The 20,822-nt window shown below is 69.5% G+C and carries 20 protein-coding genes; 13 read left to right on the forward strand and 7 right to left on the reverse strand.

Translation table 11 applies throughout. The annotated features are described in order from the left end of the window. Window positions 1-305 precede the first annotated feature (305 nt). Entirely contained in the window at window positions 306-2,024 is a 1,719-nt protein-coding gene (locus BLT27_RS03960) for a glutamate--tRNA ligase (RefSeq protein ID WP_089731732.1), read from the forward strand. 30 nt (window positions 2,025-2,054) lie between these two features. Here the strand turns inward: BLT27_RS03960 and BLT27_RS03965 are convergent, their stop codons facing one another. Beyond that, on the reverse strand, window positions 2,055-2,558 hold the full coding sequence (locus tag BLT27_RS03965) for a DUF456 family protein (RefSeq protein ID WP_089731781.1): 504 nt from the start codon (window positions 2,556-2,558) through the stop codon (window positions 2,055-2,057). 167 nt (window positions 2,559-2,725) lie between these two features. Here BLT27_RS03965 and BLT27_RS03970 point away from each other — a divergent pair, with 167 nt between their 5' ends. From BLT27_RS03970 to BLT27_RS03995, 6 genes are all read left to right on the forward strand, one after another. After that, window positions 2,726-3,055, forward strand: coding sequence for a 4Fe-4S dicluster domain-containing protein (locus tag BLT27_RS03970; RefSeq protein WP_089731733.1), 330 nt, complete (start codon window positions 2,726-2,728; stop codon window positions 3,053-3,055). Between the two features lie 6 nt (window positions 3,056-3,061). Further along, the gene (locus BLT27_RS03975) at window positions 3,062-3,916 is read left to right on the forward strand and encodes an electron transfer flavoprotein subunit beta/FixA family protein (RefSeq protein ID WP_089731734.1); all 855 of its coding nucleotides are present in this window, start codon (window positions 3,062-3,064) and stop codon (window positions 3,914-3,916) included. A 2-nt stretch (window positions 3,917-3,918) separates the two neighbouring features. Further along, the gene (locus tag BLT27_RS03980; protein ID WP_089731735.1) at window positions 3,919-5,643 is read left to right on the forward strand and encodes an electron transfer flavoprotein subunit alpha/FixB family protein; all 1,725 of its coding nucleotides are present in this window, start codon (window positions 3,919-3,921) and stop codon (window positions 5,641-5,643) included. After that, entirely contained in the window at window positions 5,636-7,303 is a 1,668-nt protein-coding gene (locus BLT27_RS03985; protein WP_089731736.1) for an FAD-dependent monooxygenase, read from the forward strand. Before BLT27_RS03980 ends, BLT27_RS03985 begins: the two co-directional genes overlap by 8 nt. Window positions 7,304-7,306: 3 nt before the next feature. Then, window positions 7,307-7,657 carry a DUF8055 family protein gene (locus BLT27_RS03990; protein WP_089731737.1) on the forward strand — a complete coding sequence of 117 codons (351 nt, stop codon included), beginning with the start codon at window positions 7,307-7,309 and terminating at the stop codon, window positions 7,655-7,657. A gap of 75 nt (window positions 7,658-7,732) precedes the next feature. Continuing rightward, entirely contained in the window at window positions 7,733-8,467 is a 735-nt protein-coding gene (locus tag BLT27_RS03995) for a GNAT family N-acetyltransferase (protein WP_089731738.1), read from the forward strand. Window positions 8,468-8,643: 176 nt separating this feature from the next. Here the strand turns inward: BLT27_RS03995 and BLT27_RS19630 are convergent, their stop codons facing one another. Genes BLT27_RS19630 through tmcA form a run of 4 tightly spaced genes read right to left on the reverse strand, consistent with a single transcriptional unit; the run spans window position 8,644 to window position 14,276 of the window. Continuing rightward, window positions 8,644-8,805, reverse strand: a complete 162-nt coding sequence (locus tag BLT27_RS19630; RefSeq protein WP_175526376.1) for a DUF8014 family protein — start codon at window positions 8,803-8,805, stop codon at window positions 8,644-8,646. 43 nt (window positions 8,806-8,848) lie between these two features. Continuing rightward, window positions 8,849-10,960: a HAMP domain-containing protein gene (locus BLT27_RS19635; RefSeq protein ID WP_089731739.1), complete on the reverse strand. Its 2,112-nt coding sequence runs from the start codon at window positions 10,958-10,960 to the stop codon at window positions 8,849-8,851. Beyond that, window positions 10,957-11,916: a glycine betaine ABC transporter substrate-binding protein gene (locus tag BLT27_RS04005; RefSeq protein ID WP_089731740.1), complete on the reverse strand. Its 960-nt coding sequence runs from the start codon at window positions 11,914-11,916 to the stop codon at window positions 10,957-10,959. The genes BLT27_RS19635 and BLT27_RS04005 overlap by 4 nt, the downstream gene beginning before the upstream one ends. 44 nt (window positions 11,917-11,960) lie before the next feature. After that, a complete protein-coding gene (gene tmcA / locus BLT27_RS04010) occupies window positions 11,961-14,276 on the reverse strand; it encodes a tRNA(Met) cytidine acetyltransferase TmcA (RefSeq protein WP_089731741.1) in 2,316 nt (771 codons plus the stop codon). Between the two features lie 270 nt (window positions 14,277-14,546). On the opposite strand from tmcA, the gene rpl7ae reads away from it, so the two are divergent. The 6 genes from rpl7ae (at window position 14,547) to BLT27_RS04040 (ending at window position 18,655) form a co-directional block, all read left to right on the forward strand. Next, window positions 14,547-14,906 carry a 50S ribosomal protein L7Ae gene (gene rpl7ae / locus BLT27_RS04015; protein ID WP_089731742.1) on the forward strand — a complete coding sequence of 120 codons (360 nt, stop codon included), beginning with the start codon at window positions 14,547-14,549 and terminating at the stop codon, window positions 14,904-14,906. A gap of 9 nt (window positions 14,907-14,915) precedes the next feature. Beyond that, entirely contained in the window at window positions 14,916-15,140 is a 225-nt protein-coding gene (locus BLT27_RS04020; RefSeq protein WP_089731743.1) for a 30S ribosomal protein S28e, read from the forward strand. Continuing rightward, window positions 15,140-15,346 carry a 50S ribosomal protein L24e gene (locus BLT27_RS04025; RefSeq protein ID WP_089731744.1) on the forward strand — a complete coding sequence of 69 codons (207 nt, stop codon included), beginning with the start codon at window positions 15,140-15,142 and terminating at the stop codon, window positions 15,344-15,346. Before BLT27_RS04020 ends, BLT27_RS04025 begins: the two co-directional genes overlap by 1 nt. Next, the gene (ndk, locus tag BLT27_RS04030) at window positions 15,343-15,807 is read left to right on the forward strand and encodes a nucleoside-diphosphate kinase (protein ID WP_089731745.1); all 465 of its coding nucleotides are present in this window, start codon (window positions 15,343-15,345) and stop codon (window positions 15,805-15,807) included. Before BLT27_RS04025 ends, ndk begins: the two co-directional genes overlap by 4 nt. Window positions 15,808-15,920: 113 nt before the next feature. Then, window positions 15,921-18,323, forward strand: a complete 2,403-nt coding sequence (locus BLT27_RS04035) for a penicillin acylase family protein (protein WP_089731782.1) — start codon at window positions 15,921-15,923, stop codon at window positions 18,321-18,323. Further along, window positions 18,320-18,655: a hypothetical protein gene (locus BLT27_RS04040; RefSeq protein WP_089731746.1), complete on the forward strand. Its 336-nt coding sequence runs from the start codon at window positions 18,320-18,322 to the stop codon at window positions 18,653-18,655. Before BLT27_RS04035 ends, BLT27_RS04040 begins: the two co-directional genes overlap by 4 nt. A 71-nt stretch (window positions 18,656-18,726) precedes the next feature. Here BLT27_RS04040 and BLT27_RS04045 read toward each other — a convergent pair whose 3' ends face one another. Together BLT27_RS04045 and BLT27_RS04050 are read right to left on the reverse strand one after the other, a co-directional pair. Further along, on the reverse strand, window positions 18,727-19,806 hold the full coding sequence (locus BLT27_RS04045) for a methionine synthase (RefSeq protein ID WP_089731747.1): 1,080 nt from the start codon (window positions 19,804-19,806) through the stop codon (window positions 18,727-18,729). Continuing rightward, window positions 19,803-20,807 carry a 5-methyltetrahydropteroyltriglutamate--homocysteine methyltransferase gene (locus BLT27_RS04050; protein ID WP_089731748.1) on the reverse strand — a complete coding sequence of 335 codons (1,005 nt, stop codon included), beginning with the start codon at window positions 20,805-20,807 and terminating at the stop codon, window positions 19,803-19,805. Before BLT27_RS04050 ends, BLT27_RS04045 begins: the two co-directional genes overlap by 4 nt. Between the last annotated feature and the right edge of the window lie 15 nt (window positions 20,808-20,822).

Consider the following 20,822-nt stretch of genomic DNA (forward strand, 5'->3'; position numbering starts at 1 on the left):
CCGGTCGACACGTGCGGTCTGCGGTGCGATTGCGGTGCGGAGGCAACGACTGCGGTGCGTGCGACGACGACTTCGGTGTGATAGTGGCTACCTGCGGTGCGGCTGGTGGATGCGGTACGTGGGTGGCTCCACGGTGGCTGGAGCACGCCGGGTCTGCTGGCTTTCCGGACGGATACTTTCGTAGTCGAGGCCAGCCCGAAAGCCCCGGCTGGCCCGATTACGTCGCTGGTGCCGGCTCATCGCGACTCGAACTCCCGGGACGAACATCACGACTGTTTTGACGGTTCCGGCTGTACGCCCTGTCAATGGACGATTCGCTACGCGAGCAGGTCGAGCGAGCGGCCGAGAAGCACGCCCTGTTCAACGCGGTCAAGCACGAGAGCGACGCCGCCGTCGGCGCGGTTATGGGCCCGCTGATGGGCGAGAACCCCTCCTTCCGCGAGCACGGCGACGAGGTGCCCGGCGTGGTCGGGGGCGTCTGCGGGCGCGTCAACCAGATGGACCACGCCGAGAAGCGCGAGCGGCTTGGCGAACTCGCACCGGAGCTGCTGGCGGAGCTCGACAGCGAGGACGAGGGCGAGCAGCACACGCTGCCGGACCTGGACAACGCCGAGGCGTACGACCAGGTCCGGATGCGCTGTGCGCCGAACCCGAACGGGCCGTGGCACGTCGGCCACGCGCGGATGCCCGCCGTCATCGGGACGTACAAGGAGCGCTACGACGGCTGGTTCTGCGTCCGGTTCGACGACACCGACCCGGAGACGAAGCGCCCGGACCTCGACGCCTACGACGGCATCCTGGAGGATATCGAGTACCTCGGCTTCGAGCCCGACGAGGTGCTGAAAGCGAGCGACCGCCTGGAGACGTACTACGAGCACGCACGGGAGCTCATCGAGATGGGCGGGGCGTACACCTGCTCCTGTCCGCAGGGGGAGTTCTCGGACCTGAAGAACAGTGGGCAGGCCTGCCCGCATCGCGGGAAGGACGCCGAGACCACGATGGCGGAGTTCGAGGAGATGGTCGCGGGCGAGTACAGCTCCGGCGAGATGGTCCTGCGGGTGAAGACCGACATCGAGCACAAGAACCCCGCGCTCCGTGACTGGGTGGCGTTCCGGATGATAGACACACCACACCCCCGTCCGGAGGCCGAGGAGTACCGCTGCTGGCCGATGCTCGACTTCCAGTCCGGCATCGACGACCACCTCGTCGGCATCACGCATATCATCCGCGGCATCGACCTGCAGGACTCCGCGAAGCGCCAGCAGTTCGTCTACGACTACTTCGGCTGGGAGTACCCCGAGGTCGTCCACTGGGGCCACGTCCAGGTCGACGCCTACGACGTGAAGATGTCAACCTCGACGCTGAAGGAGCTCATCGACGCGGGCGAACTCGACGGCTGGGACGACCCGCGCGCGCCGACCATCAAGAGCCTTCGACGGCGGGGCATCCGCGGCGAGGCCATCGTCGAGTCGATGATCGAACTCGGCACCTCGACCTCGAACGTCGACCTCGCGATGTCGTCGGTCTACTCGAAGAACCGCGACCTCATCGACGACGGTGCGGACCGGCAGTTCCTCGTGCGCGACGGCACCGAACTCGGCATCGTCGGCGGCGCGCCCGAGTTCGGCGAGCCGCCGGTCCACCCGGACCACGAGGACCGCGGTGTCCGCGAGATTCCGGTCAGTTCCGCCGTGCTGCTCGAACCGAAGGACCTGCCCGAGCGCGAGGAGCGGGTCTGGCTGAAGGGCCTCGGCTGTTTCCGGTTCACCCGCGACGCGCTCCAGTACACTGGCGACGACATCTCGGCGGTGCGCGAGGAGGGCGTCGACGTGGTGCACTGGGTGCCCGCGGAGGACAACGAGCCCGTCGAGCTCTGGACGATGGACGGCGTCGTCGAGGGGTACGCGGAACCGGGCGTCCGCGACCAGCCGGTCGACACGATGGTCCAGTTCGAGCGCGTGGGCTTCGCCCGCGTCGACGCCCACGACGAGGACGGCTCCGTGGCGTACTTCGCCCACGAGTAGCTGCCGAACCGACGGCGTCGCGGCTCCTTCTCACCAGACGAAGACGAACAGGCCGAACCCGAGCAGCATCGACAGCGTCAGCAGCGCCTGCACGACCGCGCTCGCGAGGATGCCGAGGCTGGTCGTCGCGGCGGCCCGGGCAGCGTGCCGGCGGTCCTCGGTCTCCCAGTACTCCAGCGCGAAGACGGTCCCGACGACGCCGACGACGATACCCACCGGGCCGGTGACGAACAGCAGCGCGAGCCCGACCGCGCTCGCCAGCAGTGTCGTGCGCCAGGACGCGCCGCCGACGCGTGCGGAGACGGCGTCCGCGAGGAGGTCGGCCGCGACGGCGAACAGCCCGACGGCGACGAGGCCGACCGCGACGAACACGCCCAGGCCGTCGCCCCAGAGCCAGAAGACGAGGACGCCCGCGACCGAGAGCAGGGGGCCCGGCATCGACGGGACGACGCTGCCGACGATGCCGGCGACCAGGAGGACGACGGCGGCGACGAGGACCGGGTCGACACCACCGGTGAGGGAACCGAGTGCCATGTCGTCCGGTAGTGTCGTCGTCGTCAAGGATGTTGTGCCGTCGAGGGGCATGCTGGTGCGCTCCGAGCAGGTCTCGCGGTGACCAGTGGCGACCGCCGACCGCGCCGCCCTCCCGACGTTCACGAACGTAAATTTAAGACCCGGGCCGCCTTCGTGCCTAGGTGACAATGCCCATTGACCCGAACTTCGAAGAGAATCGAGAGCTCGTCGACGAGCACAACGGCCACGACGTCTGGGGCCCGGTCGAGGAGCCCGACACGCTCGGCATCCACGGCACCCACGTCGCGGTCGACTTCGACATCTGTCTCGCGGACGGCGCGTGTCTGGAGGACTGTCCAGTGGACGTGTTCGAGTGGGTGGACACGCCGGGACACCCGGAATCGGAGATCAAGGCCGACCCGGCGAACGAGGCCCAGTGCATCGACTGTATGCTCTGTGTCGACGTCTGCCCGGTGGACGCCATCGACGTGGACGCAGGACGGCAGGGGCGTGCATAGGCACCGATGGAGATAGCAGTACTCACGAAGGGGGTCCCTGACTTCCGAGAGGGCCAGGTGTCCTTCGACGAGGACGGCCACCTCGAACGCGGGAAGACCCCGACGGTCATGAACCCGAACGACAAGTTCGCGCTGCGTGCCGCCCTGCAGACGAAGGTGCGCCACGGCGGGAACGTCACACTCTGCAGCATGGGCCCGCCCGGCTACGACAACATCCTCGAGGAGGGGATGCGGGACGTGTACGCCGACGACCTCGTGCTGGTGTCCGACCGGGAGTTCGCGGCGGCGGACACCTGGGCGACGGCCATCACGCTGACGGCCGCGCTCGAACACATGGAGACGGAGCCCGACGTGGTGTTCGCGGGCTTCAAGACGGCCGACGGCGAGACGGGCCACACCGGCCCGCAGACGTGCTGGGGGCTGGACCGGCCGATTCTCACCCACGTCATCTCGCTCGACATCGAGCCCGAGAACGAGGTGGTGCGGGCGAAGCGCCTCGTCGAGGGCGACGTTGACGAGATCGAGACCGTCGAGGCACCGCTGCCCTGTGTCGTCGTCACGGACCCCGAGTTCGAGCCGACGTACCGCCGCGCCGAGCACCGTCTCGAACTGAAGGACCTGCGCGAGCAGACGAAAGAGCGCGCCGAGAACTACGAGGACCACCTCACGATGTGGAACCACGAGGAGCTGAACCTCGACCCGGACTTCGTCGGACTGGACGGCTCGCCGACCATCGTCTCGTCGGTCGACCCCATCCCGAAGTCGCCATCGGAGCGCGAGGCGACGATGGTGACGCCGGACGACGAGGAGGGGATGGAACAGGTACTCGAGGAGATGACGCCGTTCGCGGGGGGTGACTGACGGTGCCGACTATCGACCCCGGCGAGTACACCATCGCCGAGCTCGGCCCCGAGCTGAAGGACATCGCGGACGTCGACGAGCTGGAGGCCATCCTCGAGGCCGAGCAGGACGGCGAGAACCGAACCGGTGCGGTGACGCTCATCGAGAGCCGCATCGAGAAGTTCAGCGAGGACGACGAGGATGGCGACGCCGGCGACCTCGACCCGAGCGAGATGAGCGTCGCCGACATCGGGAACGCCGTCAGGGACCTCGAGGAGGTCGAGGACCTCGAAGCCCTGCTCGAGGCCGAGGAGGCCGCCGAGGGCCGTGACAGTGCGAAACGGCTCATCCAGAAGCGCATCGACGACCTCAGCGAGAGCGAGGACGACGGCGAGGACACGGAAGTCGAGGCGGAGACGCCGGAGGAGCGCCACCCCGACCTCGACCACCCGACGGCCGACAAGCGGCACGTCCGGGCCATCGACGACGGCAGCTACGAGGACATGTGGGTGTACTGCGAGACCCAGCAGGGCGACATGCTGGACGTCTCCCGCGAGATGCTCGGGAAGGCCCGCCAGCTGATGGACCAGTACAACGAGGACTACGGGGTCTCCGCGAGCGAAGCGAGCGGAGGCTCGGAAGACGAGTCCTCCGGTGGCGACGAGAAGGTCGTCGCGGTGCTCGTCGGCGACGACGTCGAGAAGCACACCGAGGAGTGCATCGAACTCGGCGCGGACGTGGTCGTCACGGTCGAGGACGACCGGCTCGCGCGCTTCCGGCACAAGCCGTACACGCGCATCTTCTGTGACGTGGCGCGCTGGGGTGGCGACCCCGGCGAGGGCAACCCCGACCCGGCCGACTGGCGCGACTACGACGAGCCGCGCTACGTGCTGTTCCCGGCGACGAACAACGGGCGGGACCTCTCGGCGCTCGTGCAGGCGGAGCTCGACTCCGGCCTGGCGTCGGACTGTTCGGGGCTCTACATCGAGGACGCGGAGATCTCGAACCCGGTCAAGACCGGCGAGCCGGGCACGACGAAGACGTTCGACCGCATCCTGCACATGAAACGCCCGGACTTCTCCGGCTTCGAGTACTCGACCATCCTCTGTATCGACAACCCGCATCGGGACTTCCACCCGCAGGGCGGCTCCGTCATCCCGGGGAGCTTCGAGGTGCCAGACCCGGACCCCGACCGCGAGGGCGAGGTCGTCGAGTGGGACGGCGACATCGACGACGGCTGGTTCCACGTCGAGGTCACCGACCACGACGTGCTCGACGAGGGCGTCGACCTCACCGGCAACGAGGTCGTCGTCGCGATGGGTCGTGGCATCGGCGACAACCCGACGAAGGGGATGGAGCTGGGCATCGAACTCGCCGACTGCTTCGAGGACGCCGACGTGGGCGTCACCCGTGGCATCGTCACTGGCTCGTATCAGTTCGACGCCAACGTGGAGCAGTACACCCACGAGGAGCGCCAGATCGGCGAGACGGGCCAGGTCGTCGCGCCCGACCTCTACATCGCCGCCGGTATCTCCGGCGCGGTCCAGCACAAGGTCGGCATGGACGACTCGGGCGTCATCGTCGCCATCAACACCGACCCCGATGCGAGGATCAGGGACTTCTCCGACTACTTCATCGAGGGCGACCTGTTCGACGTGCTCCCGGGGCTCATCGACGCCGTCGAGAGCGGCGACGTGAGCGAGGCGCTTGCGGCGGCCGCGGCGCCCGGAGGTGCCGGCGATGACTGACCGCGAGCACTACGAGGCGGTCGTCGTCGGCGCCGGTCCCGGTGGTGCGGCGGCCGCGGCCCGGCTCGCCGACCACGGCGTCGAGACGCTCGTGCTCGAACGGGGCGCCGACGCCGGCGCGAAGAACGTCTCCGGCGGGCTCATCTACGCGGAGCAGTCCGCCCCGTACACCGTCGACGACCTGTTCCCCGACTTCCGCGAGGAGGCGAGCGAGCGTCCCATCACGGACTACAAGATGGACAACATCGCGGGGAACCGCGTGAAGACGTACGACCTGACGCCGCTGCACGAGAACGACACGCTCTGGTGCGATGCGGTACTGCGCCGGAAGATGGACTCGTGGATGGCCGAACGGGTCCACGAGAAGTGCCGCGAGAGCGGCGGCGGCCTGCTGACCGACGTGCGCGTCAACGGGCTGCTCCGAGAGAACGGCGAGATCGTCGGCGTCACCTGCGACGAGCTGGACGACATCGAGGCCGACGTGGTCATCGCGGCCGACGGCGTCAACTCCGAGCTGGCCCGCGAGGCCGGCCTGATGGACTGGGACGACCCCGAGGAGTGGTTCCAGGGCGTCAAGGCCGTCGTCGACGTGCCCGACGGCTTCGTCCAGGAGACGTTCGGCGTCGACGAGGACGAGGGCGTTGCCCGGCTGTTCTCGGGGGACCTGTTCCAGGATGCCCGGGGCGGCGGGTTCATGTACACGAACCAGGACACGCTCTCCATCGGGACCGTGTTCCACCTCGACAGCATCGTCGAGGAGCGCGCCGAGACGCACGAACTGCTCGACGCGCTGTTGACCCATCCGCACCTCTCGAACTGGCTGCCGGAGGAGTACGACGAGGTCGAGTACTCCGCGAAGCTGGTGCCCGACTCGAAGAAAGTTGCCCTGAAGGAGCCCCACCGCGACCGCCTGCTGCTCGTCGGCGACGCCGCCGGCCAGATGCAGGCCCAGGGGCCCATCATCAAGGGGATGAACCACGCCGTGACGGCCGGTGCGCTCGCGGCGGACGCGTACGTGACCGCACGCGGCCGGTCCGGGGAGACCGCCGGCCAGCGCTACGCCACTCTGCTCGACCGGGAGGGCGTGATGGACAAGCTCCGCCCGAAGAGCTACGACTGGACGAGCGGCATCAGCGAACACCCCGCGATGGCGAACGTCATGGAGACGGTCGCCAAGTCGCCGGTCGGCCGCGCGGTGTTGCGGACCGGCGCGGCGGAGTCGCTGGTCGAGCGGGCGTTCAACTCGCCGCGCCTGCTGTCGATGCTGCCGGACATCAAGCCGGCCTACGTCACCGTTCCCACCCTCATCGGGGAGGAGCAGGGCGTGCCGGTCAGCGGCGAGAGCACGGTCGAGACGCCGACGCTGGAGGAGCGCATCGGCGACCTGAGCTACAACACCGACATCGGCAACCCACACATCGAGGTGGTCGACAACTCCTGGGCAGCCAGCGGCACGGCGGTCACCGCATGCCCGGTCAGCGCCGAGGACTTCGGCGGCGGCTGCTACCGCTCGGAGACCGTCGGAACGAACGGCAGCGAGGAGCGCGTCGTGAGCCTCGACACCCAGCCCTGCGTGGAGTGTGGTACCTGCGCCGTCGTCGCCGACACGGAGTGGGAGCACCCACGCGGCGGCAAGGGCGTGGAGTACGAGCAGGGCTGAACCATGTCGGTCGCCGCGCGTATCGACGAACTCGAACGGGAGGTCGCCCGCGAGCGCGACGGGTTCGAACCGCCAGCCGACCCCGACTCGCGGGCGACCGAGTACGTCCGCGAGGGTGTCGGCCCGGCGGTCGTGCTCTTCGCCGACTGCCGGACCGGCGGCCCCGACCTGCCGTCGGCCGAGCGCGAGCGACTTGAGGCAGTGTTCAACGAGTGGCTCGAGCTGTACGCGCTTTGCTACGGCGTCGAGATGGACTGCTCGTTCGCCATCCGCACCGGGGCCGAGGTGCTCGTCGATACGCACAGCGCCCGGGACGTGGCACAGTTGCTGACGACGGTGCCCGACCGGCGGTGAGCGCCTGGGATAGTTCCCGGGGGTGTGGAATCTTCCCAAACAATCATTACGTCTCCATGCGTGGTAACAACTATCATGAAACTCACTGACAAGCTGAGCTTCGAGCACGAGGACCGGGAGCGTATCTACGAGTACGTCGAGAGCCACGGCACGGTCGAGCGCGACTCGCTCCACCGGGCGCTGAACCTGGACCCGCGAGCCGTCCGACATCACGTCGCCATCCTGAAGCGCGACGGCTACCTGAACGACGCCGACGGCGACCTGAAGGTCGCGTTCGAGGACGAGGCGGCGGCCGAGGAGCACACCTCCGACGAGGTCGACTTCGTCATCCGGCAGGCCAGACAGGAGGACCTCGCCGGTCTCGTCGGTGCCATCCGGGCCGTCGCCAGCAGCGGCGACTACATCGTCGCCGAGTCGGTCGCCGACGTGCTGGACCACGAGGAGGTACTGCTCCGGCACAACGAGCTGGAGTCACGCATGTTCTTCGTCGCGACCGTCGGCGACGAGGTCGTCGGCTGGGTCCACATCCGTGCGCCGGAGCTGCAGAAGCTGTCCCACACCGCCGAGCTGACCGTCGGGGTGCTCTCGGAGTACCGCCGACACGACATCGGCTCGCACCTGCTCGAGCGCGGCGTCGGGTGGGCCGCCTCGAACGAGTACGAGAAGATATACAACTCCGTCCCGGCGACGAACGAGGCCGCCATCTCGTTCCTGGAACGGCACGGCTGGGAGACGGAGGCGGTCCGCGAGAACCACTACGAGATCGACGACGACTACGTCGACGAAGTGATGCTGGCGACGACGGTCTGAGCCGGCGTCACGCTCACCCTCCGTATTCCTCCATCGCGCCGAGACCAGCTGCGCCTCGAAGAACGTCACGGCGCAGCCCGGGCGGTAGGGCGTCGCGGCGCCGTCGGCGTCGCGTTCGTCGACCGACTCCCCGCAGTACGGACAGTAGGTCGGCGGCTCGGCGGCCATGATGAACGTCACGGCCACTCGTCCTCCTTGCCGTCGAGCGGGAGGGCGACGACGCCGTCCTGCCGGCCGAGGACGCGGGCGTGGGCGGGACACACCGCCCGGTTCTCGTCCCAGGGGATGTCCAGCTCGACCGCGGCCTCCCGGTCGCAGTCGGGTTCCGAACACTGCATGTGCGTGCCAACGCGGAGCCGGCCTACAAAGCTGTCCCCGACGCTACGCGCCGTGGACGGAGCCGTGCGCGTCCTCCGGCCGCGGGCGCTCGGCGCGGTCGTAGTGGAGCTCGACGCAGGTCCCGCCGAGGTCGCTGTCGGCGAAGGCGAGCTCGCCACCACCCAGGGTGACCGTCCAGTACGCGAGCCAGAGGCCGAGGCCGCTGGCGTGTTCGAGTGGCGACTCCGAGCCGGATTCGAGCGCCCGGCGCTCGGCGGTCGAGAGCGATTGTCCGTCGTCGTCCACGCGGATGACCACCTTGTCGACCGTGGCCTCGGCCGAGACGACGACGCTGAGCTCGTCCCGCTCCGGGTTGCGCGCGACGGCGTCCGCGACCAGTTCGGCGACGGCGTCCGCGAGGTCCGAGGTCGCCCGCGCCCAGACCCCGTCCGGGAGCGTCGTCGTGAGCGAGAGCTGCGGCACGGAGTCCGTCGTGGGCTCGAGGCCCTCCGCGAGCAACTCGTCGATGGGGACCGGCTCCGTCTCCGTCTCGACGACCGCCTGGGTCCTGCGGGCCTTCTCGCTCAGCTCCAGGATGCGTCGGGCCTCGGCCGCGACGATGCGCGCCGCCTCCGCGTCCGCCTCGTCGTCAGTGCGCCCGGCGATGGCCTCCGCGTGCCCGAGGATGACGTTGAGCCGGTTGCGGATGTCGTGCCTGAGGATGCGGTTGAGCACCTCGATGCGCTGTCGCCGCGTCCGTCGCTCGGTGACGTCGTGGGCCACGACCAGCACCTGTTCGACCCCGTCACCCACGGGGTTGAACCGGACGTCGTAGGTCCGTCCCCGAGCTTCCGCTGTCGTCTCGACTGCCTTGCCGGCGAGCGCGGTGCGACAGCTCTCCAGCAGTTCCGGCCGGTCCTCGAGGAGCTCGAACACCGTGCGGCCGACCGCCTCGTCCTCGAACAGGTCGTCCGCGCGTCGGCCCTCCTCGACGGTGACCACGCCGTCCGCGTCGAACGCGAGCAGCGTCGTCGGGGCGTTGTTCACGATCGTCCTGAGCTGTCGCTCGGCCTCCCGCGTCGCGTCGAGGCGGGCGACGAGCTCGTCGCGCATCTCCCCGAGCGAGCGCCCGAGGGTGCCGAACTCGTCGGTCCGCTCGACCGTCGTGTCGGTGTCGTAGTCGCCGCCGGCGATCGACTCGGCAGCAGTGGCGAGCCGTCGCACCGTCCGCCCGGTCTGCCAGCCGAAGAACCCGACGACGAGGACCGACGCGAGGATGGCGACCACGACGACGCCGACGATGCCCCGGCGGACCTGGTCGACGACCGCGTAGGCGCTGTCGGTCGGTGCGTGCTTGACGAGCACCCAGTCGGTTCCGGCCACGGGTGCGTACGCCCGTACGTAGTCGCCCGACATCTCGTCCTCCCGTCGGAACGAGTCGTCGAAGCCGGTCTTGCCGGCGGTGCCCTGGGCCACGACCGCCGACGTTGCGGTCCCGCCCCCGAGGTACGACTCACCCGTGGCTCGGTCGTCGTCCGAGAACTGGACGACGCCGTCGGAGTTCACGACGGTCGTGACCCCGTCGCCGTACGGGTCCTGGAACAGCTCGTTCACCGCGTCGGTCGCGACGACCACGACCAGCACGCGGCCGACCGTCTCCGGAACCGGCGAGGCGAACGCGACCACCCGGCGGCCGTCGCGCTCGTAGGGACCCGTCACGGTGGTCGCGTCGTACCGGCCGAACAAGCCGAGTTCGGACCGCGGCGGGGGCCTGACGGTCGAGTTGCCGCCGCTGGCGAACACCACGTTGTCGCTGCTCTCGACGACGTAGATGCCGACGATGTCGGTCGACTCGTCGTCGTTGGAGACGTCGTCGAGGTAGGCCGCCGCCTCGGACGGGTCGTCGCTGGCGAGTGCGGGGTGTTCGGAGACGACGCGGGTGAACTGGCGGTTCGCGTCCAGCCAACGGGCGAGGTTCTCCGACTCGACGACCGTCTGTGAGACCATCGTGTTCTCGACGCCCGACTCGACCACGCCCCCGGTCGTGCCGACTGTCAACCAGCCGACGCCGGCGAACACGCAGACGACGAGCGCGAGCGTGACCGCGAGCTGTACGGAGTACGAGCCGTGGAGTCTGGCGCGGAGCCCGTCGCCGCCGTCGTCGTCGCCCGTCATCCACCCTCGGACTGCCGCAGATAGTCCCTTGCGACGGTGCGGGGGGCCTCACCGTCGAACACGATACGCGCCGCCAGCCGGCGAACGGTCTCGACGGAGTCCATGCTCCTCGTGGCCGCGTCGAGACTCTCCGGGACGGCCTCGGCGTCGGCGTGCTCCCCCCGGAGGAGCGCGACGGGCTCGTAGAAGGTGAAGAAGTCGCGGTCGTCCTCTAACCGGGTAAACGTCCAGCGTTCGAGCTGCGGGCTCGTCGCGTAGCCGACACCGATGTCGAACAGCCCGGCCCGCAGGTGGTCGTAGACGAGGAGGGGGTCGACCTCGGTCGTGGCCCGTCCGATGGAGTTCCGTTCGGCCGTATCGAGGCCGTAGTGATGCAGTAGCGCGTTCCAGCCGTCCGGACGGGTCCGGAAGCCGGGCCCGAAGGCGACGTCCGCGCTGTCGGGCTGCTCCATGAGCCGGTCGAGCAGGCCGCTGATGGTCTCGACGCCGGTCCGTTCGGCCCAGTCTGGCCGGGCCAACAGGACGTACCGGTTGTCGAGCGGCGCGGGCTCCTGGACGCGGATGTCGGTCTCGGACGCCACCGCCGCCGCAGCCGCCTCGTACAGCGCCGTCGCGCTATCGAACTCCCGGCTCGGCGCGATATCGACGAAGTTGCGAAGGGTGCCGGTGTACTCCCAGTAGCAGTCGATCTCGCCCCGGCGGAGCGCACGCCAGTTCTCGCCGAACTGACCGATTCCGAGGCGGTGGACCGGCTGGACGTCGGTCCGGGACTGGAGCGACTCGAACCCGAGCCAGGCGAACAGCTGGTTCTCGGCGAACAGCTTCGACCCCAGCCGTAGTTCGCGGCCCGGTGCCGGCCCGTCGCCGGCGTCACTGCTCAGACAGCCTCCGAGCACTCCAGTGGCCCCACCACAGGCTGTGGATAGGAAGTCGCGCCGGCCCATCCGCCGCGTCATACGGTACCAAGGATTCTCCAACGTGTAAATGTACCGGGGGTCGCTCAGGCGTGTCGCTCGCGCTCCTCGTCCGCAACCGCGCCGCCGTAGGCGTCACAGAGCGGGACGAGCGCGTCGCCGAGAGCGCGCATGCACTGGCCCGGGGAGTGGAAGCCGCAGTCGTCGGCGACGGCCGACCAGTCGTGGGCCTGGAGCGCGCGCTCGACCAGGACCCGCTCCTGGCGGTCGGTCAGGTCGACCTCGTGGTCGGGGTCGACGAGGTGTTTGACGACGAGGTCCCTGAAGGGGGTCGGGTCCACGTCGAACAGCCCGGTGCCGTAGGCCGCACCCGCGACCATCCGCCACTCGTGCTCGGAGAGCGCGAGGTCCAGGTCGCCGTCGCAGGCCGCCAGCGAGGCGCGCACCTCGTCCGGGTCGGCATCGTCGAGCGCGTCGGTGAGCTGGCCCCCGACGCGGCGGGCGAACCAGTCGCCGTGACGGTCCGCGAGGGCCGCCCCGACCGGCGAGCAGGGGTCGAGCATGACGACCGAGTACTGGCCGCTCACGTCGTTCCGGGTGGTGGAGTAGTGCACGACGGCGTAGTCGTTGCGCGCCCAGAACCGGACGAGCCGGGCGGTCGCGCCGTAGGCGACGCCGAGCCAGTCCACGTCGTCGGCGAACTCGGCCCGGACCTCGTCGAGCAGGTACGAGCCCAGTCCGGACGAGCGGACCGCGTGATGCGTGGCGATGCGGACGACGCGGTAGCCGACGGGTGCAGCGGCGGCCTCGTCCCGGACCTGACTCACCAGCACGTCCGGGATCATGTTCCCCCGGATGCGGTCACCCTCGTACATGCCGGCCGCCGTCTCGTCGTCGAGGCCGCCCTCGCGGGCGAGCAGGGCGACGCTGACGACGTGGCCCCCGTGGGTGAGTGCCCGTACCGTCAGGTTCGGCGCGTCGAGCAGTCGGGCGAGGTCGTCCGGCTCGGTGCGGTAGTGGGCGAGCACAAGCAGGCCGAACGTCTCCCGCAGGAGCGTGGGGTCTTCGAGCAGGTCGTCGCCCTCGACGCGCCCGTAGCTGACCGAGTCCGGGGTGGCGTCGGCGACGACCTGTTCGACCGGCGGCCGCGCGTCGAGCCCGAGCGCATCGAACGACCAGACCTCGACCGGGTCGCCCGCCGCGTAGCGGATGGGCTCGGCGAGTCGGCACTCGCGGACCTCGTGGTCGCTCCCGTCGAGGTGCTCGCGGAAGCGCACCGAGAAGCCACGCCCAGCGCCCTCGTAGCCGTGGACGGTGGACGCGTAGGCGACGCGGTCCGCGTCGAGCGTCGCGTCGAGCAGCCGCACCGAGAGCGCGGCGGCCTCGTCGACGACGAGCAGGTCCGGCTCCGCAGCCGACTCGGCGGCGACGCGCGGCGGTTCGTACCGGACCGCGCCCCCGCTCGCCGCCACGAGGTGCGCGTTCTCGTCGGGGTGGCCGCCTGCTGCGTCGAGCGTCGCGAGCAGTTCGCGGGCGCGGTCGAACACCTCCGCCGCGTTCCGACGGTTCGGTGCGGTGACCAGCACGTCCAGCCCGTCGGCGGCCGCCGCGCCCGCGGCCAGGCCCGCCGCACTGGACTTGCCGCGCCCGCGGTCGGACCCGACCACGAGGGCGCGCCGGTCACCGTCGCAATCGCCGTCCGTTCCCGCATCTGTCGGGCGGTCACGGGCGATGAACTCGAAGTCGTGGACCGCCTCGACCTGGTCGGTTGTCAGGCACGCCGCGTACGCCTCGGTGGGGAACCCGTGCTCGACCGGGATGGCGAGCCCGTCGTCCGGCTCGCGGCCGTCGACCAGGCGCGGCGCGGGGTCCGTCAGGCCGTCGTCAACGACCCGCGTGCCGTCCGCATCGCCGGCCGCGCCGACCGCGACGATACCGATGCCCGGGTGTGCGCGTAGGCTCTCGACGAACCGGCGGCGGAACCGTCCCGACACGTCCTCGACGCCGAACGGCGGCACGGCGAGCCCCTCGTCGAAGCCGTCGCGCCGGTCCGGCCAGTCGTCGAGGGGCGGGGCGAGCAGCACGAGCAGGCCGCCGCCGTCGACCGCCCCGACCACCTGCCCGAGCGCGTTCGGCCGGAGCGTGTCGTGGGCGTCGTAGACGACCGCCGAGAGGGTCGTGCCGAGTAGCGACGACGCACGGCTCGGCTCGGCCTGTTGGCACGCGAGGGCGTCGCGGTCGCTCACGAGCGCGGTGTCGGAGACGCCGACCGCGACCGCGTCGAGCACGGCGTCGGCGGCCCGATAGCAGTCCGCGCGCGAGCCGGTCAGCACGAGCAGGCGGCGCTCGTTCGTCGCGTCGGCCTCGGCGAGCAGCGCACGCGCGACCTCGACTGCGTCCATACAGCCGCGTGGGGCCCCGAAGGACAGGGGCGTTTCGGTCCCGCGCCGGTCGGTGGGTGCGGTTTCACCCGTGCCCCGTAGTCTCACACGCCCGGCGCTTTGAACACCCTTATAAGGTGGGCCGGGCTACGATTGTACTACACCCTACGCGGGGTTGATGATGCTCCTAGCCCCACAGGATTCCGACCGTCGGACCCAGCTGACGGTCATGCGGGCCCGACCCGCGACGGCAGGGGAGCGCGAGCCCACGTGTAGGAGAGGTGAACAACCATGGCAGTCTACGTAACCAAAGAAATCCCAGCCGACCTCCAAGAGGACGCCCTCGAGGCCCTCGAGGTCGCACGAGACACAGGTAGCGTGAAGAAAGGAACGAACGAGACGACGAAGGCCGTCGAGCGCGGCAACGCCGAGCTCATCTTCGTCGCGGAAGACGTCCAGCCCGAGGAGATCGTCATGCACCTCCCCGAGCTGGCCGACGAGAAAGGTATCCCGGTCGTCTTCATCGAGACCCAGGACGACGTCGGCCACGCGGCCGGCCTCGAAGTCGGGAGCGCCGCGGCCGCCGTCGTCGACGCCGGCGAGGCCTCGACGGACGTCGAGGACATCGCAGGCAAGCTCGAGGACCTTTAGAGGTAATCCATGAGTGCCGAAGAGTCCGAAGACGGCGCGACCCCCGCGGAAGTCATCGAGATAGTCGGCAAGACCGGCATGCACGGTGAAGCCATGCAGGTCAAGTGCCGCATCCGCGAAGGGGAGAATCAGGGTCGAATCATCACGCGCAACTGCCTCGGCCCGGTCCGCGAGGGCGACATCCTGCAGCTGCGGGAGACCGCTCGCGAGGCCGACTCCATCGGAGGACAATAATGGTGACGACGCGCGACTGTGAGTACTGCGGCGACGAGATCACGCCCGGAACGGGGACCATGTTCGTCCACACGGACGGCAAGACGGTCCACTACTGTTCCGCGAAGTGTGAGAAGAACGCCAACCTCGGCCGCGAGCCCCGGGACCTCGAGTGGACAGAGGCCGGTGCCGGCGTCTCCGAGCGGCAGGAGGACGACGAGGAATGAGCGAGCGCGAGCGCACCTTCGTCATGGTCAAGCCCGACGGCGTCCAGCGCGGCCTCACCGGGGAGATCATCTCCCGCTTCGAGGACCGCGGCCTGAAGCTGGTCGGCGCGAAGTTCATGCAGATCGACCAGGACCTCGCCGAGGAGCACTACGGCGAGCACGAGGGCAAGCCGTTCTTCGACGGCCTCGTCGAGTTCATCACCTCCGGTCCCGTCATGGCAATGGTCTGGGAGGGCGACGACGCCATCCGCCAGGTCCGTCACATGATGGGCGAGACCGACCCCGCCGAGTCCGCTCCGGGCACCATCCGCGGTGACTTCGGGCTGGACCTCGGCCGCAACGTCATCCACGGCTCGGACCACGAGGACCCCGGGTCGAACGAGCGCGAGATCGACCTGTTCTTCGACGAGGACGAGCTCGTCGACTACGAGAAGGTCGACGAAGGCTGGCTGTACGAGTAACCCCTTCACTTCTTTCGCGGTTCGTCACGGCGCTGGAGCGGCAGCGCTCGCCCGTCGACCCTGCCGCCCCACGGAAAGAAACTTTACCCGTTCCGTCCGTTCGTGTGCGCATCGTGAACAAAGAGACGACGAGACGCGCGGTCCTCTCGGCCGTCCTCGGGGCGGGGGTCGGGGGGATGGCGCTGACAGACGCCCGGTCGTACCTGGAACGGTTCGCCCCGGGCTCGGGAACGGTGTGGGGCGCAGCGAACCGGAACGCGGCCGGACGGGTCGAGAGCCCGTACGGTGCGGCGACGGTCAGCTACGACGACGACCACGTCCCCCACGTGGAAGCCGACGACGAGCGAGCGGTGTACTTCGCGGTCGGCTACTGCCACGGAGCGGACCGCCTCTTCCAGATGGACCTCTACCGACGGCTGATGGCGGGCGAGCTCTCGGCGGTCGTCGGGGACGTGGCGGTCGACTCCGACGTGTTCCACCGGCAGCTCGACTTCGCGGGGGCTGCCGAGGCGACGTGGGAGCGCGCCGAGGGCACCCCGACCGGCGACGTGGTCAAGGCGTACGTCGACGGGGTGAACCGGGCGCTTGAGCAGGAGTCGACGCCGCTGGAGTACCGGCTGCTGTCGTTCGAGCCGCGCGAGTGGACGCCCACGGCGAGCCTGCTCATCTCGAAGCAGATCTCGTGGGGGCTCACGGGCTCGTTCCGCACGCTTCGGAGGGCGCTGGCGCGGGAGCGGCTCGGGAGCGAGGCGACCGAGGAACTGTACCCCCGACCCATGGACCACGGCGTCCCCATCATCCGCGAGTCTGGTGGTGGGGCGTCCGTCGTGACGGGTTCGGCAGACGCCGCGACGCCCGAACCGGGGCTCGTCTCCTGGCTCGAATCGTTCGGGACGGACCCCGGGATCGGTTCGAACTCGTGGGTGCTCTCCGGGGAGCAGACCGCCTCGGGCGACCCTATCGTCGCCAACGACCCGCACCTCAACCTCACCGTGCCGCCGGTCTGGTACGAGCAGCACGTCGTCGGCCCGGACCCGCTCGACGTGCGCGGCGTCTGCTTCCCCGGCGTCCCCTTCGTCATCATCGGCCAGAACCACGCCGGGGCGTGGGGCTTCACCAACGCCGGGGCGGACGTCATCGACTTCTACACGTACGAGACGACGGGCGACGGGAGCTACCGCTACGGCGAGGAGACCCGGGAGTTCGACACGCGGACAGAGACGGTCGAGGTGGCCGACGGCGAGGACGTCGCGGTGACGGTAAAGCGGTCCGTCCACGGCTCGGTGCTCACGCAGTACCCCGACGGCGACGACTTCGAGCAGGCCGACGAACTCGGCGTCGCGTGGACTGGGCTCTCGGCGACGCGGACCGTCGAGGCGGTCCGCGAACTCAACGTGGCTGACGGACTCGAGGAGGCGGCGGCGGCCATCAGGAAGTTCGACGAGCCGACACAGAACTTCGTCTACGCAGACGCGGACGGGGACACCTACTACTGGGTGACCGGGCAGATACCCATCCGAACGACGGACGGCGAGCCGGTGCAGGGCACCCGCGTCTTCGACGGCTCCGCCCGCGAGGGCGAGTGGGGGCCGGGCTACACGCCGTTCGGTGAGTCTTCGTGGGAAGGGTTCGTCCCCTACGAGGAGAAGCCCGGCGTCCGGAACCCGGACTACCTCGCGACGGCGAACCAGCGGCTCACGGACGACCCCGAGCACTACCTCTCGGAGGGGTACGCGCCGCCGTTCCGGGGCGGTCGCATCTACGACCGGCTCGACGAGCGCGCGGCGAGCGACGAGTCGATGGACGCGGCGTTCGCTCGCGACGTACAGCTCGATGTCGTCGACGGGCGGTACGAGCTGTTCCGTCCCATCGTCGGGGAGGCCGTCGAGGAAGGACTCCCCGTGATGGTCGACGTGGACCCACCCGTCTCACCGGCCGCGCTGCTCGACTGGGACGGTGGGATGCGCCCCGGCGACCCCGAACCGCTCCTGTTCGAGCACTGGCTCCGCGCCTTCCGCGACCGGACGTTCGAGGCCGCGTTCGCCGACGCGGGCCTTCCGGAGGATTTCTCGAAGCCGAACCTGTGGGTCCTGGGGACGCTCCCGCCGGACAGTGAGTGGTTCGACGGCGACCGGGCGGCCGTCGCCGCCGCCGCGATGAGTGACGCGCTCGAGACGCTCTCGGACGAGGGCTGGGAGGACTACGGCGACTGGAACCGGGTCCGCTTCGAGCACCCGTTCGACCAGCCGTTCCTGAACTACGACCAGCTCCGGACGTCGGGCTCGCCGGGCACGGTTCGGAACTTCCGGAGCGAGTCCTCGCGGGGGGCGAGCTGGCGCATGGTCGCCACGTTCGACGGGGAGTCCCGGGCCATCCTCCCGGGTGGCAACTCGGGCGACTACTTCTCCGACCACTACGACGACCAGCTCCGCGACTGGGCGGACGGCGAGTACAAGTCGATGGCGCGGACGGTGCCCGACGGCGTCGACGTGACCTTCGAGGAGGGAGACGGATGACGCCGGAGTTCCTCACCGAACTGCGCGCGGACGAACGGCGCCGTGTCGCGGCGACGAACGGTGCGGTCCTGCTCGGCGTCGGCCTCTCGCTGTTCCACTGGTCGGGGCTGTTGCTCGCTGGTGCGCTGGCGTCGCTCCCCCAGCGGTCCATCCCCCGCGGCATCGGCGCGGGCTTCGGCGTCGGGGTGCTGGCCGTCATCGTGTTCCTCGGACAGCTCTGGCTGGCGGGCACCCTCGGACTCGTGCTCGGGATGGGCCAGCCGACGTGGCTCGCGCTGGGCCTCGGCCTCGGGCTGCCGACCGTCGGCGCGCTCGTGCGCGGAGTCGTCTGAGTTCAGCCACCCTCGGCGGCAGAGACCGCCGGCGCTGTCGGTTCGGCTGCCGGAAAACGCGACGGACCGTCTCAGTCGTCGGCCGCCGAGCGCTGTGAGGTCGCGGGTACCGCTATCTCGCCGGCGTCCAGCTCGGCCTCGACCTCGCGGACCGCCTGGACCATGTTCCGCATCTTGCCGAAGGCGACCTCGCGGGGGAGCAGCTTCACGCCGCAGTCGGGCGAGATGACGAGCCGCTCCGGCGGGACGACCTCCAGCCCCTTCCGGACGTTCTCCTTGATCTCCTCGACGGGTTCGACCTCGGCGGTGTGGGCGTCGACGACACCGAGCGCGAGGTCCTTCGTGAACTCGTCGGCGGTGAAGACGTCGAGCTGCTCGTAGTCGCCGTTGGCGAGCTCGAGGTCGAACTCGTCGACCGGGTAGTCGAGGATCTCGGGGTAGATGCGCGAGTAGTCGCCGTAGCAGACGTGCAGGCCGATGCGGACGTCCTCCTCGATACTGTCCGCGATGCGCTCCAGGCACTCGCCGACGATGGCGTGGTCGTCCGGCGTCGTCGCGAGCGCGGGCTCGTCGATCTGGATGTAGCGCGCGCCGGCGTCGACGAGCTTCTCGATCTCCTCGTTGACCAGGTCCGCGAGGTCGTACGCGAGCGCCTCGTCGTCCTCGTAGGCCTCGTTGAACGACCAGTTCGCGAGGGTGTACGGGCCGGTGATGGGAACCTTGACGGGCCGCTCGGCGGCGTCGGCGGTGAACTCGTACTCGTCGACGAGCCAGCTCTCGTCGTAGGCGACATCGTCGACGACGCTGGGCTTGTCGAAGTAGTTGTGGCCCCACACTTTCACGGGTCCGTTGAACTCGTAGCCCTCGATGCGGTGGGCGAAGAACTCCACCATCTCGTTGCGGCGCATCTCGCCGTCGACGACGACGTCGAGCCCGGCGCGTTCGTGCTCGTCCGTGATGAGCCGGCAGGCGTCGTCCTTGGCCTCGGCCCAGTCCTCCGCGTCGAACTCGTGGTCGGGGTCCTCGTAGAGCTCCTTCGCGCGGTTCAGCCACTTCGGCTTGGGGTAGCTCCCGACGACGGTCGTCAGGAGGAAGTGGTCGTTCGGGTGGGCCTCGGGCCGGAACTGGTCGCGGTTCTCGTTGGTCGTCATGCTTGCACCTCCGTCTCGGCGAGGGCGACGGCATCGGCCGCCGCCTCGACCTTCGCCTCGAACTTGCTGTAGGGCAGGTAGAACGTCTCGGTGTTCGTCGTCACGTACGTCGTGTCGAACTCGGCGACCGGGAGGTTGTCGAACACCCAGTCGACGCGCTCGTTGATGGCCTCGGGCTCCTCGACGAGCGTGTTCTGGCCGTCGAGCAGACCGAGTGCGATGTCGTCGGTCGCGCCGTACTCCTGCAGGTTGTACAGGTTCGCATCGTGGTCGGAGACGAAGTCGAAGCCCACGGCGTTCACGTCGGCGTCGAGGAGGTGAGCGTACACCTTCTCGTCGAGCGCGCCCCAGTACGGGTGGACGACGACATCGGCGTCGACCGCGTCGGCGACCGTCGTGACGGCCTCGGGGACCTCCGAATCGAGCCCCTCGTCGGGCGCGCTCTCGACGAGCGACGGTTCGAGCAGGAACAGCGTCTCGACATCGGGGAAGGCGTCGGCCTCACCGGCGAGGAAGTCGGCGACAGCGTGGAGGAACTCGGTCTCGTCGCCGTAGTGCTCGTCGGTGGCGAGGTCTGCCAGCGAGTACGGGCCCGGGAGCACGGCCTGCAGCCCGTCGTCGACCCGCTCCGCGGCGGCGTCGAGTTCGGCGGCCACGTCGCCGTCGAACGTCAGGTCGTCCTGCACGACCGGCTCGCGGTAGAAGTTGTTGTTGTCGTAGTAGCGGACGATGCCGCGGGTCTCGACGTTGTCGTGAACCGCCAGCGGGTGCGCGAGCATGTCGTCCCAGCGGAGCTGGCCCTCGACGACGCGGTCGAGCCCGGCGTCGGTCTGCACGTCGACGACCTCGGTGCGCGCGCGGTCGTAGGCGTCCTGCAGTTCGGGGCCCTCGTCACCGGAGATGAGGTCGCCCTTCTGGTGGCCCTTGCGGTCCGAGAGCTCCGATTTCGCCCAGTCGGGGAGGGGAAACAGTCCTGGTGTCGTCGCGACGAGGTCTGTCATCTTACTCCCGGCTTG

The organism is Haloarchaeobius iranensis, assembly GCF_900103505.1.
GTDB classification, from domain to species: domain Archaea; phylum Halobacteriota; class Halobacteria; order Halobacteriales; family Natrialbaceae; genus Haloarchaeobius; species Haloarchaeobius iranensis.